This window comes from Bacillus sp. 37MA, assembly GCF_000372765.1.
Lineage (GTDB): Bacteria > Bacillota > Bacilli > Bacillales > Domibacillaceae > Domibacillus > Domibacillus aminovorans.
Window position 1 is genome coordinate 506245 of sequence record NZ_KB889752.1, and the last position, 15280, is coordinate 521524.

At 41.0% G+C, this 15280-nt stretch carries 17 protein-coding genes; 12 read left to right on the forward strand and 5 right to left on the reverse strand.

What is annotated here, in order from left to right; translation table 11 throughout:
* Together lpdA and A3M5_RS24235 are read left to right on the forward strand one after the other, a co-directional pair.
* Complete coding sequence (gene lpdA, locus A3M5_RS0102700; RefSeq protein WP_018392215.1) at positions 1 to 1410, forward strand: dihydrolipoyl dehydrogenase; 1410 nt, start codon at positions 1 to 3, stop codon at positions 1408 to 1410.
* 172 nt (positions 1411 to 1582) lie between these two features.
* On the forward strand, positions 1583 to 1705 hold the full coding sequence (locus A3M5_RS24235; RefSeq protein ID WP_018392216.1) for a GapA-binding peptide SR1P: 123 nt from the start codon (positions 1583 to 1585) through the stop codon (positions 1703 to 1705).
* A 49-nt stretch (positions 1706 to 1754) separates the two neighbouring features.
* Here the strand turns inward: A3M5_RS24235 and A3M5_RS0102710 are convergent, their stop codons facing one another.
* Positions 1755 to 3224 (reverse strand): aminotransferase class I/II-fold pyridoxal phosphate-dependent enzyme, encoded by a 1470-nt coding sequence (locus A3M5_RS0102710; protein ID WP_018392217.1) that lies wholly within the window; start codon positions 3222 to 3224, stop codon positions 1755 to 1757.
* A 151-nt stretch (positions 3225 to 3375) separates the two neighbouring features.
* Here A3M5_RS0102710 and A3M5_RS0102715 point away from each other — a divergent pair, with 151 nt between their 5' ends.
* Positions 3376 to 3645 carry a UPF0223 family protein gene (locus A3M5_RS0102715; protein WP_018392218.1) on the forward strand — a complete coding sequence of 90 codons (270 nt, stop codon included), beginning with the start codon at positions 3376 to 3378 and terminating at the stop codon, positions 3643 to 3645.
* A 39-nt stretch (positions 3646 to 3684) separates the two neighbouring features.
* On the opposite strand, the gene A3M5_RS0102720 is transcribed toward A3M5_RS0102715, so the two are convergent.
* Complete coding sequence (locus tag A3M5_RS0102720) at positions 3685 to 4302, reverse strand: YktB family protein (protein WP_018392219.1); 618 nt, start codon at positions 4300 to 4302, stop codon at positions 3685 to 3687.
* Positions 4303 to 4440: 138 nt separating this feature from the next.
* Here A3M5_RS0102720 and A3M5_RS0102725 point away from each other — a divergent pair, with 138 nt between their 5' ends.
* The gene (locus A3M5_RS0102725; protein ID WP_018392220.1) at positions 4441 to 5229 is read left to right on the forward strand and encodes an inositol monophosphatase family protein; all 789 of its coding nucleotides are present in this window, start codon (positions 4441 to 4443) and stop codon (positions 5227 to 5229) included.
* A 37-nt stretch (positions 5230 to 5266) separates the two neighbouring features.
* Here A3M5_RS0102725 and A3M5_RS0102730 read toward each other — a convergent pair whose 3' ends face one another.
* Complete coding sequence (locus A3M5_RS0102730) at positions 5267 to 5452, reverse strand: YlaF family protein (protein WP_026221560.1); 186 nt, start codon at positions 5450 to 5452, stop codon at positions 5267 to 5269.
* 165 nt (positions 5453 to 5617) lie between these two features.
* Between A3M5_RS0102730 and typA the strand changes: the two genes are divergently transcribed.
* On the forward strand, positions 5618 to 7441 hold the full coding sequence (typA, locus tag A3M5_RS0102735) for a translational GTPase TypA (protein WP_018392222.1): 1824 nt from the start codon (positions 5618 to 5620) through the stop codon (positions 7439 to 7441).
* A gap of 26 nt (positions 7442 to 7467) precedes the next feature.
* Positions 7468 to 7782 carry a YlaH-like family protein gene (locus tag A3M5_RS0102740; protein ID WP_018392223.1) on the forward strand — a complete coding sequence of 105 codons (315 nt, stop codon included), beginning with the start codon at positions 7468 to 7470 and terminating at the stop codon, positions 7780 to 7782.
* A 210-nt stretch (positions 7783 to 7992) separates the two neighbouring features.
* Here A3M5_RS0102740 and A3M5_RS0102745 read toward each other — a convergent pair whose 3' ends face one another.
* Positions 7993 to 8196: a YlaI family protein gene (locus A3M5_RS0102745; protein ID WP_018392224.1), complete on the reverse strand. Its 204-nt coding sequence runs from the start codon at positions 8194 to 8196 to the stop codon at positions 7993 to 7995.
* Between the two features lie 118 nt (positions 8197 to 8314).
* On the opposite strand from A3M5_RS0102745, the gene A3M5_RS0102750 reads away from it, so the two are divergent.
* The 3 genes from A3M5_RS0102750 to A3M5_RS25110 are packed head-to-tail and all read left to right on the forward strand — an operon-like array spanning position 8315 to position 9363.
* Entirely contained in the window at positions 8315 to 8779 is a 465-nt protein-coding gene (locus A3M5_RS0102750) for a pyridoxamine 5'-phosphate oxidase family protein (RefSeq protein WP_018392225.1), read from the forward strand.
* Between the two features lie 39 nt (positions 8780 to 8818).
* Positions 8819 to 9178, forward strand: coding sequence for a hypothetical protein (locus A3M5_RS0102755; RefSeq protein ID WP_018392226.1), 360 nt, complete (start codon positions 8819 to 8821; stop codon positions 9176 to 9178).
* A gap of 8 nt (positions 9179 to 9186) precedes the next feature.
* Entirely contained in the window at positions 9187 to 9363 is a 177-nt protein-coding gene (locus A3M5_RS25110) for a hypothetical protein (protein WP_018392227.1), read from the forward strand.
* Positions 9364 to 9393: 30 nt separating this feature from the next.
* On the opposite strand, the gene A3M5_RS0102765 is transcribed toward A3M5_RS25110, so the two are convergent.
* On the reverse strand, positions 9394 to 9894 hold the full coding sequence (locus A3M5_RS0102765; protein WP_018392228.1) for a hypothetical protein: 501 nt from the start codon (positions 9892 to 9894) through the stop codon (positions 9394 to 9396).
* Positions 9895 to 10056: 162 nt separating this feature from the next.
* On the opposite strand from A3M5_RS0102765, the gene A3M5_RS0102770 reads away from it, so the two are divergent.
* From A3M5_RS0102770 to pyc, 3 genes are all read left to right on the forward strand, one after another.
* On the forward strand, positions 10057 to 10338 hold the full coding sequence (locus A3M5_RS0102770; protein ID WP_018392229.1) for an Fpa/YlaN family protein: 282 nt from the start codon (positions 10057 to 10059) through the stop codon (positions 10336 to 10338).
* Positions 10339 to 10438: 100 nt separating this feature from the next.
* Entirely contained in the window at positions 10439 to 11578 is a 1140-nt protein-coding gene (locus A3M5_RS0102775) for an FtsW/RodA/SpoVE family cell cycle protein (RefSeq protein ID WP_231373212.1), read from the forward strand.
* A gap of 74 nt (positions 11579 to 11652) precedes the next feature.
* Entirely contained in the window at positions 11653 to 15090 is a 3438-nt protein-coding gene (gene pyc, locus A3M5_RS0102780) for a pyruvate carboxylase (RefSeq protein WP_018392231.1), read from the forward strand.
* The last annotated feature ends 190 nt before the right edge of the window (positions 15091 to 15280 follow it).

The following is a 15280-nucleotide window of genomic DNA, read 5'->3' on the forward strand; positions in this document are numbered from 1 at the left end:
ATGGTAGTAGGAGATTTCCCAATTGAAACAGACACTATAGTTATTGGTTCAGGTCCTGGTGGATATGTTGCCGCAATTCGTGCAGCACAGCTTGGACAAAAAGTGACCATCGTTGAAAAAGAAAATCTTGGAGGCGTTTGTTTAAACGTAGGCTGTATTCCTTCAAAAGCCCTTTTAACTGCAGCTCATCGCTTCGATCAAGCAAAATATTCAGATGATATTGGTATTGTCGCTGAAAACGTGACAGTGAATTTTGAAAAAGTTCAGAAGTGGAAAGGCAGCGTTGTTAAGAAATTAACAGGCGGCGTTGAAGGCTTGCTGAAAGGGAACAAAGTAGAAATCGTACGCGGTGAAGCTTATTTTAACGATGCGAATACACTTCGTGTCATGACGGAAAACTCTGCTCAAACGTACACATTTAAAAACGCGATCATTGCAACAGGGTCAAGACCAATTGAAATTCCGAACTTCAAATTTTCAAAACGTGTTCTCGATTCAACGGGTGCTCTTGCTCTTCAAGAGATTCCGAAAAAGTTGGTCGTTATTGGCGGCGGCTATATCGGATCAGAATTGTCGACGGCATTTGCAAATTTCGGTTCTGAAGTAACCATTCTTGAAGGTGCTCCTGAAATTCTAGGGGGCTTTGAAAAGCAGATGTCTGCCATTGTCAAGCGCAGTATGAAGAAAAAAGGTGTGACCATTGTAACGAAAGCGATGGCAAAATCATCGGAAGAAACAGAAAATGGCGTAAAAGTAACATATGAAGCAGGCGGTAAAGAAGAAACAATTGAAGCTGATTATGTACTTGTCACCGTAGGCCGCCGTCCTAACACGGATGAACTTGGCATTGAAGGCGCCGGCATTAAAATGACAGACCGTGGTGTAATCGAAGTGGATAAACAGTGTCGTACAAGCGTTGAAAATATTTTCGCGATCGGTGATATTATTACGGGACCTCCACTTGCCCACAAAGCATCTTACGAAGGTAAAATTGCTGCGGAAGCAATCAGCGGCGAAAAATCAGAAGTCGATTATTTAGCGATTCCGGCTGTCTGCTTCACAGAACCTGAATTAGCAACTGTCGGCTATACAGAAGCGCAGGCAAAAGAAGAAAAAATCGATGTAATAGCGGCTAAGTTCCCGTTTGCAGCGAATGGCCGTGCGCTTGCTCTTAACAGTACAGATGGTTTTGTTAAAATTGTATCACGTAAAGAAGATGGTCTTGTAATCGGTGCTCAAATTGCTGGTACAGGTGCATCTGACATAGTATCTGAACTTGGTCTTGCCATTGAAGCAGGCATGACACTTGAAGATATTGCGATGACCATTCATGCGCATCCAACACTCGCTGAAATGACGATGGAAGCAGCAGAAGTTGCGCTCGGAACACCAATTCATATCGTAAAATAATACAATAATCAGCCTGAAGCCCCCTATTTGCTGTGTATGGTGAATAGGGGGCTTTTTGTCCCGTTTTTAAATATGCTATACAATTTATGCTTGCAATCTTAATTATGTTATATTATTATGTAATTAAGAAACATAAAGCGCTTTCAAAACAAACAATGGGAGGTAATGAAAAATGGGAACAATCATCTGTACAACTTGCCTGAAAACAATCGAGTACTTTGAAGAAGAGAAGGTGACAGTTCTTTACTCTCACTGTGGGTGCGATCATGAAACGGAAATGGAAAACGATAAATAATATATTTAAAAAGAGCTGGACCCAGGTAACGGGTCAGCTCTTTTTTTTATTAATAAATGGGTTTGCGCTCTCTAATAACACGTAATGTTTTTAACTCTTCATCTTCAGGCCCCTGTACAGGAAGACCTGCAGCCACGTTCTCATGCACATAGCGCAAATTTTCTTCAGTAATAATTTCGCCCGGAATGAAAATTGGGATACCTGGCGGATAGACCATCATAAATTCTGCTATAATCCGGCCGGCTGATTCTTCAAGCAGGACTTTTTCCGTCTCGGCGTAAAAAGCTTCACGAGGCGACAAAGCGAGAAGAGGAATATCTGGCAGCATAACATGCGCATATCGCGATTGGACAGTGTCGCTGAATGTATCAGCCATTTCCGTTAATGCTTTGACGAGCAGGGAACAATCTGTTTCTGTATCCCCAGGAGTTATAAGGCATAAAATATTATATAAATCGCTTAATTCTACTTCAATGTTGTAGTGCTCACGAAGCCATTTTTCAGCATCATGTCCGCTAATACCAAGGTTTTTCACTGAAATAATCAGTTTAGTTGGATCGTAGTCATATGTCGCTTTTGAACCGAGTATTTCAGAACCTACGCAATAAAAATGATCAATTTTGTTAATCTTTTCACGTGTTTTTTCAGCAAGTTTAATGGCTTCTTCGATAATCTTCTTTCCATTTATGGCTAAATGTTTTCGTGCAGTATCGAGTGATGCGAGAAGGATGTATGACGTCGATGTCGTCGTTAACATGCTAAGGATAGACTGTACGCGATTGACGGATACGAGCCCTTCACGAACGTTTAAAATAGAACTCTGGGTCATTGATCCACCCAGCTTATGAACACTTGTCGCGGCCATGTCAGCCCCTGCTTGCATGGCCGAAATCGGCAGGTCGTCGTGAAAGTGAATATGGACGCCGTGAGCTTCGTCAACAAGCACCGGTACGGAATAGGAATGTGCTATCTCGACAATCTGCTTCAAATCGCCGGCAATGCCGAAATAAGTTGGGTTGATGACGAGGACACCTTTTGCATCAGGATGCTCTATTAATGCGCGATTGACTGATTCTGTCGTCATTCCATGTGAAATCCCTAGGTCTTTATCAATCTCTGGATGGATAAAAATCGGCACGGCGCCTGAAAAAACAATCGCCGTCATAATCGATTTATGAACGTTGCGTGGGACGATAATTTTTTCTCCGGGACCACATACAGCCATGATCATCGTCATAATTGCTCCGCTCGTTCCTTGTACAGAGAAGAAGGTGTGATCGGCACCAAATGCTTCTGCAGCGAGCTGCTGTGCTTCTTTAATAATGCCATGTGGCTGATGCAAATCATCAAGTGGTGCAATGTTAATTAAATCGATTGATAAGGCATTTTCACCGATGAACTCTCTGAAGACAGGGTCCATCCCTTTTCCTTTTTTATGGCCTGGTATATGAAACTGAACCGGGTTCTTCTTTGCGTGCTTGAGAAGCCCGTCAAATAATGGTGTATTGTGTTGTGACAACGCATTATCCACCTCTTTCTACATAATTCAAAACATAAAGCATTATAGCACTTTGGAAGGTCGTTGCAAAGAAAAATCCGCATGCTTATCATGCAGAAAAACAAAGGATATATAGAAGGAGAAACGAATAAAATAAAGTGAGGTGAGAGTAATGGAATATTCGTATCCATTTAGGGCGGATTGGTCAACGGAAGAAGTCATTGATGTCGTTTCTTTTTTTGAAGCGGTGGAAAATGTATATGAGAAAGGAATGAACCGGGAAGAGTTTATGGATCGCTATCGCCGGTTTAAAGCAATTGTCCCGGGCAAAGCAGATGAAAAGCGAATTTGCGATGAATTTGAAGAGGTGAGCAATTATTCTTCCTATCATGCTGTTCAAAAAATGAAGCAGGCACCCGAAAATGCGCGTGTCCGTATGTAGAAGAAGCCCGCATCGCATATGAGCGATGCGGGCACACTTTTATTTATACGACAGCTTATATAATGGAATCAGCGTTTCGAACGTTTCTTTCGCCAGTTTGTAAAATTCTGTATCGTCTTTTAAGACGGGGTCATTTGCTGCAATGTGCCGGCCGATTAATAATTCAGCTTTCTTTACGTCGTGAAAACGTTCAAGGGCTTCCGTTAAATTGATTTCTATCAATGAAACAGCGTCCTTTTTCAAATGATCTAGCGAAATGACATAATCACCTGGAATGGTTTGTTTGATCATGTCCATGTTGTTCAAAAATGTTTTCGCGATGCCTGTTTTTTGAGGAAGTTCGTAAATAAACGCTAACCAAATAAAAACATGATCGTCAAATAAGCCGATTTGAAAATGTGGGTGTTGTTTGTACCCGCGTTTGTTGCCTGCGATCGCCAGCCACGTATCGTTAGGCGGATTCACTTTGCGCCGCGCGTGCCTGGCAATATGTAAAAACATTTCCTGACCAAGCAGTGCTGAAAGATCATCTGTCAGTTGATCACCGACTTTTTTGAATTTCGGTTGAATCCGTTCTTGAATAGCGGTCATTCTCTCGTTAAGCCCCTCAATCTTAAACACTTGAAAATCTTCCTTGGTGAAAAACGGTGTTGTCATGTGAAACTCCTTTCAACTTATCTATATTATCCATAGTACCACAGCACTTTGAATGGAAAAACTTGATAAGCTTTATAAATTAGTTTAATGTGAAAATAAACTGAATCGGAATTCAGGGTGGAGCCAGGGGGATAAAATATGACAAATTGGACAGAAATAGATGAAGAGGTAAAATGCTGGATTCAAGAAGCAGGAGCGTTAATTAGAGAATCCTTTCATCATTCATTGAGCATTCAGTCGAAATCGAATCCAAATGATTTAGTCACAAATATGGATAAAGAAACAGAACGATTTTTTATTGAAAATATTCGTATGAATTATCCCAATCACGCTATTTTGGGTGAAGAAGGTCAGGGCGATCGTATTCAGTCGCTTGACGGTATCATCTGGATCATTGATCCGATTGATGGAACGATGAATTTTGTCCATCAGCAGCGCAACTTTGCTATTTCAATTGGTATTTATGAGAACGGAAAAGGCGTACTTGGCTATATATATGATATTGTGCATGATGAGTTGTATCATGCACGGCGTGGAGAAGGCGCTTGGATGAATGATATACCCCTTGAAAAATTGAAACCTGTGCCTGTAAAAGAAGCCATTGTCGGCATCAGTTCAACTTGGCTAATTAATAACCGTTATTTCGATCAAAATAAATTGATTGCGCTGGCGAAAGAGGTACGCGGAACACGTTCATACGGTTCGGCAGCACTTGAGCTTGCATATGTAGCTTCAGGACGATTGAGCGCCTACATAACGATGAGAAACGCACCGTGGGATTTTGCAGGCGGAAAAATAATTGTAGAAGAAGCGGGTGGTATTGTGAGCACATTGGACGGGTCTGATGTCAATATGTTGGCGATCAATCCGCTCTTCGCTTGTGCACCGGGGCTTCATGAACGAATATTAACTGATTATTTAAAATAAAAAGTCGGAAAGACAGCAATTTGTCTTTCCGGCTTTTTTATAGTTTGCCTAAGCGGCGCAATTTTGCTTTGTATGAAAATCCAAAACCCATGACACCAAAAAGAATTACAATCGAAAGAACGGCACCAATCCAGCTATGTTCACTGATTGCGACGCCTATGCCTATCATACAAGCAGCGGCAAGAACAGCAAAACCGAGAAACGGCCATTGAATGTTAGACATTATGCCAAGCCCCCCTTTTTTTTCTTTATTGTAGTATAAGCCGTTCTTTTTTTGCAATGATCGTTTTTTTTTCAAATAGGCATCTTGTAAAGTGTGTGATATAATAACGCAGTTAATGGAAACTGTATTTGAAGAAGTTTCTAGAAAAGAGCAGGAGGAAATAGTTTGAAAACAAGAAACGATTTACGTAACATCGCGATTATCGCCCATGTTGACCACGGAAAAACGACACTCGTCGATCAGCTATTAAAGCAGTCAGGTATTTTTCGTTCAAACGAACATGTGGAAGAGCGCGCGATGGATTCAAATGACATTGAACGGGAGCGCGGCATTACGATTTTGGCGAAAAATACTGCGATTCAATATAAAGACACAAAAATCAATATTCTCGATACACCGGGACATGCGGATTTCGGCGGTGAAGTAGAACGGATCATGAAAATGGTCGACGGCGTTCTCTTAGTTGTTGATGCGTATGAAGGCTGTATGCCGCAGACCCGTTTCGTGTTGAAAAAAGCGTTGGAGCAAAATTTGCGTCCAATCGTCGTTGTCAATAAAATTGACCGTGATTTTGCCCGTCCAGAGGAAGTAGTCGATGAAGTAATCGAATTGTTCATTGAGCTTGATGCAAATGACGAGCAGCTTGAATTTCCTGTTATTTATGCTTCCGGTATTAATGGTACAGCAAGCAAAACACCGGATGAGCAAGATGAAAACATGGAAGCTCTCTACGAGGCAATTATTGAACACATTCCAGCACCGATTGATAACAGCGATGAGCCGCTTCAATTCCAGGTTGCTCTTCTTGATTACAGCGATTATTTAGGCCGTATTGGAATTGGCCGTATTTTCCGTGGTGAAATGGAAGTGGGTCAATCTGTTGCACTTATGAAACTGGACGGGAAGGTAAAACAATTCCGCGTTACAAAAATGTTCGGTTTCCTCGGGTTGAAACGAATTGAAATTGAAAAAGCAAAAGCAGGCGACTTAGTTGCGGTATCTGGAATGGAAGATATTAATGTGGGTGAGACGGTAACACCAACAGAACACCAGGAAGCACTTCCAGTTCTCCGTATTGACGAGCCAACACTTCAAATGAATTTCTTAGTAAACAATAGTCCATTTGCAGGCCGCGAAGGAAAATTTGTTACGTCTAGAAAAATTGAAGAGCGTTTGCATGCGCAATTAGAAACGGATGTCAGTCTGCGCGTTGAAAATACAACTTCACCTGATGAATGGATCGTATCAGGCCGCGGCGAACTTCATTTGTCGATCTTAATCGAGAACATGCGCCGTGAAGGATTTGAACTTCAAGTATCAAAACCTCAAGTAATCGTTCGTGAAATAGACGGTGTAAAATGCGAACCGGTAGAACGTGTTCAAATTGACGTGCCGGAAGAATATACGGGTTCAATTATCGAATCATTTGGTACACGTAAAGGCGAAATGTTAGATATGGTGAACAATGGAAATGGTCAAGTTCGTTTAATTTTCATGGTACCGGCACGCGGTTTGATTGGGTATACAACTGAATTCTTAACAATGACACGTGGGTATGGTATTATTAACCATACATTTGATTCTTATCAGCCCATGCAAAAAGGCCGGATCGGCGGACGACGCCAAGGTGTTCTTGTTTCGCAGGAAACGGGAAAAGCATCAACTTATGGTATCATGGGTGTTGAAGACCGTGGAATTATATTCGTTGAAGCAGGAACGGAGATTTATGCAGGTATGATTGTCGGCGAACATACACGTGATAATGACTTAACAGTTAACATTGCGAAAACAAAGCAAGCGACAAATGTCCGTTCAGCAAATAAAGACCAAACAGCCACGATGAAAAAACCTCGTATTATGTCGCTTGAAGAAGCACTTGAGTATTTAAATGATGACGAGTATTGTGAACTAACACCTGAATCCATTCGTCTTCGCAAAAAAATACTTGATAAGAGTGAACGCGAGCGTGCAGCGAAAAAGAAAGTATAATAAGTAAATAAGCAGGAGGGATAGGTGTGGAAGGACTTGAACATATCAGTCCGCTTCTGGGAGCAATTATTGAAGCGTTCGGTGTTAAAGCAGCTGTCTACATTTACTGGGGTATATTAATTGCCCTTTCCATTCTCGTTTACAATCTCGGGTTTGCGAAAAAATTAAAAATGTGGCAGAACGTCATTATTTATATTTCACTTGCCATTGGTTCGTTGCTTCTTTTAATTTTGTCTTATCAATTGCCGGTTGTCGAAAGTCTTATTGTTGCGGCACTCATCCTCGGTACGTATAAATTTAGGCTTAAAAAGCATCAAAAAGAAGAAAATACAATACAATGAATAGAGCGGAAGGCTTTTAAGCCTTCCGCTTATATTTTTTTTGAGTTATAAAAGCTCAATATGAGCGCATATAAGATGTTAAGATGTGTCTTAGTATCGGGTAGAGATCAGTAGACGCATCATTAATGCTGGCAGCAAGCTTTACAGCATTAATGGATAGAGAGAAATACAAATGAAGCCGGGACGAGGTGACCGTTTATGAAGTATATTTTATGGAAGCCATTCTTTTTGTTTGCCTGATCGGTAGACGAAAAACTGCCCAGTGTTGACCCGTTTTGTCGTATTCTCAGTGATACGCGTCCGACATTCATCACACATGTATGTATGAATAGGACGGTTTCTCAGTTTCTTTGCAGCGGGAAGACTATCTTCAATCGTTTCAATTTTATCGCAAATAATGCATTTTACTCGCATGACACACCCCCATACTATTTTTCTATAGTATAACATGAATGCTGGCAGATTACTTTTTATATAGAAAAGGAATATCTTTGCCGGTATAATGGAATAAAAAGCTAAAGGAGCGGTATTTTTGGCTAACCGAAATGAGGAGTACTTACTCCCGGATTTATTTGGAGCGTTGCAGAAGGAATGTTTTGCACTGTTTTCAACGGTAAATGCGGATACAGGTGCACCATTTATGAATACAGTTTCCTGGATCTTTGCACCAGACGAAAAAACGATTCGAATTGCCATCGACAGCCGGTCAAAGATGATTGAAAATATTAATAAAAACTCATTTGTTTCCGTTGCGATTTTTGTAGCAGAATCGACTTATACGATCAGTGGAAAAGCTCGTATTGCAGTAGAACGTTTAGAAGATGTTCCCCTTAAAGCATCAATGATTGAAATTACGGTTACAGAAGTACGTGATGTCATGTTTTACGGTTCGAAAATTATAAAAGAGCCCGTTTATGAGAAGACGTATGATAGGCAAGCCGCTCTTAAGCTAGACCGTCAAGTCATGAGTGCGTTGAAAAGAGAAATTTCCAGTTAACAAGAATGCGTGTTGACTATGTAAGGAGACGGGAGCAAGTTGAGATTAGTCGCTGTATCATCTATAAAGGAAGACGTGAAACTAGCAGAAAATGTGTTTAACAATAAAGGGAACGTTTTGTTGAAAACGGGAGCCACTTTGACGACGTCTATTAATAACCGGCTGCAGACGTTAGGTATTACGTATGTATATATTGAAGATGGGCGTACGGATGATATTTTGATCCAGCCTGTTTTAACAGAAGAAACGCGTCGTGAAGCGATACAGGTTATGACGGAAGCTTTTGACCAGGTGAAACAGGATCTTACAACAGAATCTACCCGATTTTCATTCCACAAAATAGAAAAACGATTTTATTCTGTCGTCCGCGATATTACGTTATGTACCCAACAGGATTGACGGTCTGGTTGAACGACGGGCGAAAAGGGGTTGTCTCCAGGCAAAATGAGCATATAAGTGATCGTCCTTCGTTGCTGATTTTAGAAGAAAATGGAATCAGTGTTCGAGATCCATATGAAGTCGATATGACTGTTGATCGAACACTGTTTATTACTGAAACAGATACAACATTATCCGGCAATTGAAAAAACCTTCCGCACGTTAGAAAGGTTTTTTCAATCTAGACGGATGGCCGTCACGTGCGTAATCGGGTGATCGAGGTTTGAGCCATCTTTTAATAAAATATGGACAGGCCCATCTATGAGAAATGGTTTTCCTTTATTTGAAAAAGCCATAATAAGTGAATCTGCATTCTCAATAGAAAAAGAATGATCTCCATTTTTCGTTTCGATTACAAGTTGAGATGCATCATCAGCAGGCTCTGCATTTTTTAAAAACGGCGCCAGCGGTACGCCAAATGAGCCAGTAAGCACTTTTTCTTTTTCATATTTTTTTTCTGATTTAATCGTCGGAGGAAAAGTAGCACCTTCACGGATTTCTTTTTCCCAGAACTTTGACACGCTTTTCGTATACTCTTCATTCGGATCTATTTCTGGTTGATTAGGTTCAGCGAAATAAGAATCAAGGTCGATCCGACGGTCATCAAAAATCCATACGCTCGGATCAAGTGTAATGGGAAACGCGACTTTCCCTTTAAATGGAATAATTTTCTCCATGAGTAAGTCTCCTTTAATTTTGCTATGTACAAATGTAAGTATACAGTGAATTTTTCCGAATGTCAGTGTACGTATTAAAATTCCTTGCAAATTGCCAGTATTAACGATAAAATCTTTAATTATATAAGTGATTTCATTCTTGGGACAGGGGGGGAGTTTAATATGGCATCTAATTTACAAATAGATCATCGGGAAAAAGCCTACTCTCTGTTGCAGGAGGATGCGGAAAAGATTTTACGTCTCATCAAAGTTCAAATGGACAACTTGACGATGCCGCAGTGTCCTCTTTATGAAGAAGTGCTTGACACTCGAATGTTTGGTTTATCCCGTGAAATAGATTTCGCTATACGTCTTGGTCTAGTGGATGAAGCGGACGGTAAAAAGCTTATCGATTCGCTTGAACAGGAACTGTCCGTTCTACATGAAGCGTCCATCAACCGGTAAACAGACAGAAAACTCAAACGGCAGTTTGAGTTTTTTTACACTTAAAATGAGTACCGCTTTTCGGTAAGCGCACGAATGGAAGGTTTATATGTGGAAAAGAATGTTAAAATCGTATGATTACTCGCTTATTGCCGCATTTCTGATTCTTTGCTTATTTGGACTAATGATGATCTACAGTGCGAGCTCTGTTATTGCTGTTCAAAAATATGAAGTATCAAGTGGCTTTTTTTATGATAAGCAAAAGTTTCATGTTATTATCGCATTTTTAGCTTTTAGTGTGATGGCGATTTTTCCGTATAAAAAGCTGAAAGCGAAGCGGTTTTTGCTCTGTATTACGGGCGGCATGTTTCTAACTCTCTTTCTTCTTTTTTTATTCGGAAGTGTCTCGAATAATGCGCAAAGCTGGTTTCAGATCGGTGCGCGTTCTATTCAACCCTCCGAATTTTCAAAGCTTGTCATTATCATTTACATGGCAGCTGCATTTTCTAAAAAACAAAAAAATATTAATTCATTGAACGACAGCATCGCGCCGCCGGTTATTATACTGCTGGGTGTCGTCTTCTTAGTCGCAATTGAACCGGATTTCGGAACAGCGTTCATTATTCTGTTAATTGGGTTGACAATCTTGCTATCATCCGGTATAAAAATGAAAAAGCTTGCAAAATTTGCATTGCTTCTAGCCATACTTGGAGTTACCATATCACCGCTCTTTATATGGCAAAAAGACAATATTTTTTCAGAAGAAAGAATGAGCCGTGTGACAAGCTACCTTGATCCATTTAGATTCGAAGAAGACGCGGGTTATCATCTCGTCAATTCGTACATTGCTATCGGCTCCGGCGGACTAACTGGTCGGGGACTGGGCCAGAGTGTTCAAAAACTGGGCTATTTACCAGAACCACATACAGATTTCATCATGTCAGTCATTGCTGAAGAACTTGGCGTAATTGGTGTAATCATTGCAATAGGCGGACTAGCCTTTATCATATTAAGGGGGATTTTCACATCCATTAAGTGCAGTGATCCTTTCGGTGCTATGCTTGCAGTTGGCATCTCATCCATGATTGGGATTCAGTCGTTTATTAATTTGGGTGGTGTATCGGGCGTGATTCCGATTACAGGTGTACCGCTTCCATTTATTAGTTATGGTGGTTCATCACTCGTTTTGCTTTCGATATCAATGGGCATTTTAGTGAATATTTCCATGCATACGAAATACGAAAAAAATTACAAATCATAACGCTAAAATAAAAAGGTTCAATTTGCTGAACTTTTTTATATAGACTTTATCAACATACCAGGGGAGAGATGAAAATGAAAAAAATCAGCAAAGTGCTGGTGGCGAACAGGGGAGAAATCGCAATTCGTGTTTTCCGGGCCTGCACTGAATTACATATCCGAACGGTTGCTATTTATTCAAAGGAAGATTCAGGATCATATCATCGTTATAAAGCAGACGAAGCATACATTGTCGGAGAAGGGAAAAAACCGATTGATGCATACCTTGACATTGAAGGCATTATAGAAATTGCCAAGAAGGCAGATGTTGATGCTATTCACCCAGGCTACGGCTTTTTATCTGAAAATATTGATTTTGCAAAACGTTGCGAAGAAGAAGGGCTTATCTTTATCGGGCCGAAATCAAGCCATCTCGACATGTTTGGAGATAAAGTAAAAGCGCGTACACAGGCAATCAATGCGGATATTCCAGTAATCCCAGGTACAGACGGTCCTGTTAACAGCCTTGAAGAAGTTGTGGAGTTTGGTAAACAGCACGGATTCCCAATTATTATTAAAGCATCACTCGGCGGCGGCGGCCGCGGTATGCGGATTGTACAAAACGTTGGAGAAGTACGTGAATCATATGATCGTGCGAAATCCGAAGCGAAAGCGGCGTTCGGAAACGACGAAGTATACGTGGAGAAATTCGTTCAAAATCCGAAGCATATTGAAGTACAGATTATCGGTGACCATGAAGGCAATGTTGTTCATTTGTATGAACGAGACTGCTCTGTACAGCGCCGTCATCAAAAAGTTGTCGAAGTTGCACCAGCTGTATCCATTTCAGAAGAATTGCGTGACCGTGTTTGTGAGGCAGCCGTTAAGCTAATGAAAAAAGTAAACTATTTAAATGCCGGAACGGTTGAGTTTTTAACAGCGGGTGAAGACTTCTACTTTATTGAAGTGAATCCGCGTATTCAGGTAGAGCATACAATTACCGAATTGATTACGGGTATTGATATCGTTCAAACGCAAATTTTAGTTGCGGAAGGTCATTCTATGCATAGCACGAAAGTGGCCATTCCAGTGCAGGAAAACATTCGTACGATGGGTTATGCCATTCAGTCACGTGTAACGACGGAAGATCCGGAAAATGACTTTATGCCAGATACAGGCCGCATTATGGCGTATCGTTCAGGCGGCGGATTCGGTGTACGTCTAGATGCAGGGAATAGCTTCCAAGGTGCCGTTATTACACCGTACTATGATTCTTTACTTGTGAAAGTGTCCACATTTGCGATGACATTTGAACAAGCAGCCTCAAAAATGATGCGCAATTTGCAGGAATTTCGTATTCGAGGCATTAAAACAAATATTCCGTTTCTTGAAAACGTCATGCGCCATGAAGATTTCATTGCGGGCAATTACAATACGTCATTTATTGATACAACCCCGGAACTTTTTATTTTTCCTAAAAAGAAAGACCGTGCAACAAAAATGCTTAACTACATTGGGACAGTCACAATCAACGGTGTCCCTGGTGTAGAACAGAAGAAAAAACCAGTCTTTGACACACCGCGCATTCCAAAAGTGAAACTGTCTGAAAAACCAGCACGCGGCACGAAACAAATTTTGGATGAGCAAGGGGCAGAAGGTCTTGTCAATTGGGTAAAAGAAAAGAATGAAGTATTGCTTACCGATACGACATTCCGTGATGCCCATCAATCGCTTCTCGCTACACGTGTGCGGACAAATGATTTAATGAATATTGCACCGGCAACGGCGCGTTTACTTCCCGAATTATTCTCAATGGAAATGTGGGGCGGTGCGACATTTGATGTGGCTTATCGTTTCTTGAAAGAAGATCCATGGAAACGCCTTGAGACACTTCGCAAGCAAGTACCGAATGTATTGTTCCAGATGCTTCTTCGTTCAGCGAACGCGGTCGGTTACAAAAACTATTCAGATAACGTCATTCGTGAATTCGTTCAGCAGTCAGCGGAATCTGGCGTCGATGTATTCCGTATTTTTGACAGTTTAAACTGGGTAAAAGGAATGGAAGTCACGATTGATTCCGTTCGCCAGTCGGGCAAAATTGCCGAAGCAGCCATTTGCTATACGGGTGACATTGATGATCCGTCCCGCGCGAAATATAACGTCGAATATTATAAACAAATGGCGAAAGAACTCGAAGCGCAGGGTGCTCATATTCTCGGCATTAAAGATATGGCAGGCTTATTAAAACCACAAGCCGCTTATCGTCTTATTTCTGAATTAAAAGCGACAATTGATATTCCGATCCATCTTCATACACATGATACGAGCGGAAATGGCATTTACATGTATACGAAAGCGATTGAAGCAGGTGTTGATATCGTGGATACAGCATTGAGCTCAATGGCTGGTTTAACGTCGCAGCCAAGTGCAAATACACTTCGCTATGCGCTTGAAGGAACAGATCGTGCACCGTCTGTTAGCATCGATTCGCTTGAAAAATTGTCTTCTTATTGGGAAGATATACGTAAATACTATGCGCCATTTGAAAGTGGCATGCTCGCACCTCATACAGAAATTTATGAGCACGAAATGCCAGGGGGGCAGTATAGTAATCTTCAACAGCAAGCAAAAGGAGTCGGTCTTGGCGAACGTTGGGATGAAGTGAAAGATATGTACCGCCGCGTGAACTTAATGTTCGGTGACATTGTTAAAGTAACGCCATCTTCTAAGGTCGTTGGTGATATGGCATTATTCATGGTACAGAACGATTTGACAGAAGAAGAAGTCTTGCTCCGAGGCGATAAAATTGACTTCCCGGATTCGGTGATTGAACTGTTTGAAGGTTATCTTGGCCAGCCGGTCGGTGGATTCCCTGAGGCGCTTCAAAACGTTATTTTGAAAGGAAAAGCACCGATTACAGTGCGTCCTGGCGAACTGCTTGCAGACGTTGATTTTGAAGCATTACGCGAAGAGTTAAAGAAAGAAATCGACGAAGATCCGACAGACCATGATGTCATTGCGTATGCATTGTATCCTAAAGTATTTACGGATTACACAAAAGTTGTCGCTCAATTCGGTGATATTTCGGTTTTGGATACGCCGACATTCCTGTATGGTATGCGTTTAGGTGAAGAAAAAGAAATCGAAATCGAAACAGGTAAAACGCTGATTGTGAAATTGATTTCAATTGGCCATCCACAGGCAGATGGAACACGTATCGTTAACTTTGAACTAAACGGTCAGCCTCGTGATGTAGTCATTAAAGATGAAAGCATTAAATCGGTTGTAAATGCAAAAGTAAAAGCAGACCCCAAAAATGAAGGCCATATCGGTGCGACAATGCCAGGTACGGTTATTAAAGTCATCCTTGAAAAAGGCGACAAAGTAAAACGCGGGGATCACTTGATGATCACAGAAGCAATGAAAATGGAAACGACAGTGCAGTCGCCATTTGATGGAATAGTAAAAGCGGTTTACGTTCAAAGTGGTGAAGCGATTGCTACCGGCGATTTACTTGTTGAGCTTGAAAAATAAATGAATGAATATGACCCCGAATAGTGGAATCTTAAAAATCCTCTATTTGGGGCTTTTTGTTTTTTATGCAAAAACTCATTTATAATGAATTTGTCGCCTCCAGAGCTAATAATCCATTCAAAAGGTATATAATTTTTTGAATATTGGGATTAATGGTAACGGATCTGTGGTAGGAGAGTTATAATTGAAG

Excerpts from the sequence above, each read along its gene's own strand:
- pyc (WP_018392231.1), top strand. The coding sequence starts at position 11,653 with ATGAAAAAAATCAGCAAAGTGCTGGTGGCGAACAGGGGAGAAATCGCA.
- A3M5_RS0102730 (WP_026221560.1), bottom strand. The coding sequence starts at position 5,452 with ATGTCTAACATTCAATGGCCGTTTCTCGGTTTTGCTGTTCTTGCCGCT.
- A3M5_RS0102720 (WP_018392219.1), bottom strand. The coding sequence starts at position 4,302 with ATGACAACACCGTTTTTCACCAAGGAAGATTTTCAAGTGTTTAAGATT.
- lpdA (WP_018392215.1), top strand. The coding sequence starts at position 1 with ATGGTAGTAGGAGATTTCCCAATTGAAACAGACACTATAGTTATTGGT.
- A3M5_RS0102745 (WP_018392224.1), bottom strand. The coding sequence starts at position 8,196 with ATGCGAGTAAAATGCATTATTTGCGATAAAATTGAAACGATTGAAGAT.
- A3M5_RS0102765 (WP_018392228.1), bottom strand. The coding sequence starts at position 9,894 with ATGGAGAAAATTATTCCATTTAAAGGGAAAGTCGCGTTTCCCATTACA.
- A3M5_RS0102715 (WP_018392218.1), top strand. The coding sequence starts at position 3,376 with ATGGAATATTCGTATCCATTTAGGGCGGATTGGTCAACGGAAGAAGTC.
- A3M5_RS0102725 (WP_018392220.1), top strand. The coding sequence starts at position 4,441 with ATGACAAATTGGACAGAAATAGATGAAGAGGTAAAATGCTGGATTCAA.
- A3M5_RS0102770 (WP_018392229.1), top strand. The coding sequence starts at position 10,057 with ATGGCATCTAATTTACAAATAGATCATCGGGAAAAAGCCTACTCTCTG.
- A3M5_RS24235 (WP_018392216.1), top strand. The coding sequence starts at position 1,583 with ATGGGAACAATCATCTGTACAACTTGCCTGAAAACAATCGAGTACTTT.
- A3M5_RS0102775 (WP_231373212.1), top strand. The coding sequence starts at position 10,439 with ATGTTAAAATCGTATGATTACTCGCTTATTGCCGCATTTCTGATTCTT.